This is a genomic window from Stenotrophomonas sp. HMWF023, from assembly GCF_003060985.1.
Classification (GTDB): Bacteria; Pseudomonadota; Gammaproteobacteria; order Xanthomonadales; family Xanthomonadaceae; genus Stenotrophomonas; species Stenotrophomonas lactitubi.
Window position 1 is genome coordinate 1 of the sequence record NZ_QAIJ01000146.1, and the last position, 1,317, is coordinate 1,317.

Genomic DNA, 1,317 nt, shown 5'->3' on the forward strand with positions numbered 1-1,317 from the left:
AGGAACTGCTGATGCTATGTACGGCGCTGCTGACGCAGTCTGCCCTGCCATGAATGGTTTCGATAGGTGAAATTGCAGGCACGCGGTCACGTTTTCGATGTGAAACCGGGAAGGGCTCACGCGATCCGCATGTCGATGAATGCGTTCACCTTCACTGGCCTGCCAAGAGCATCCACGCATGGCGTGGATCTACTGCAATCCTGGCCCAGTAGATCCACGCCATGCGTGGATGACGCCGCAAGCCACCAGCCAAGTAGATCCACGCCATGCGTGGATGGGCCGTTCGCTACGACCTTTGCCCGCACTCAGATCTTCAGATAAATGCGACGTCGGTCCAGCCACCACGCCACGCCCCACCACAGCGCGACGAACACCAACGCCTGCAGCATCGAGGCCAGCTCCAGCGCCTGTGGCATCGCCGCAGCCAGTTGCTGCCAGACCCATCCCCAGACGCCGGTTGCCAGCAGGATCACCGACATCACCGAAGCCCCCAGATAGGCGGTGATCGCATTGACGCCGAAGCGCCGGCCCAGCGCCGGCCACCCCTTGCGGTCGATCAGCACGTGCCCCAGCCACAACGCCAGCGCGGCAAGGCCCCCGGTCCACAGCACGTAGCTGGGCGTCCACAGCTGCTTGTTGAGCGGCAGCACCGTCGCCAGCAGCAGGCCGAGCACGGCGGTGATCGCACCCAGCGCAGCCAATGCACCGGCGCGGCCACTGCGCAGCAGGCCGCCGGCCAGCAGGCCCAGCACGGTGCTGGCCAACGCGCCGAGACTGCTCAGCAATCCTTCCGGGTCATGGCCCAGACCGGTATCGGCCTGCCATTGGTAGATCCATGGCGCGAACAAGGTGGTATCGAGACGGCTCCCCGGGTTGGTCCACGGCGCAAGATCGCCGATGCCCAGCAGCAGCGCGGTGTAGCCCACCAGCAACGCCACCAGCACGGCCACCTGCATGCGCGGGCGCGCATACACCGCCAGCACGCCCACCACTGCCGCGCACAATGCAATGCGCTGCAGCACACCCCATATGCGGAAGTGATGCGTATGCAGTGCCCACCACACCAGCAGGTGCAGCAGCACGCCGGCGATTGCGATGCGCAGTGCGCGTTCCAGCACGCCACGTGCAAGTGCTGGCCGTGCGGCCGGATCCAGCGCGCGCGGTGCGACGCTGAAGGCCATCGACACACCCACCAGGAACAGGAAGAACGGGAACACCAGGTCGGTCGGTGTGCAGCCGTGCCATTCGGAATGGCGCAGCGGTGCGAACACCGCACTCCAGTCACCGGGGTTGTTGACCAGCAGCATCGCCGCCACG

1 protein-coding gene is annotated in these 1,317 nt (G+C 65.6%); it reads right to left on the reverse strand.

Annotation, left to right across the window (positions count from 1 at the left end):
- Window positions 1-305: 305 nt before the first annotated feature.
- A complete protein-coding gene (locus DBR20_RS07915; RefSeq protein WP_258223250.1) occupies window positions 306-1,316 on the reverse strand; it encodes a DUF5009 domain-containing protein in 1,011 nt (336 codons plus the stop codon).
- Window position 1,317: the final 1 nt, after the last annotated feature.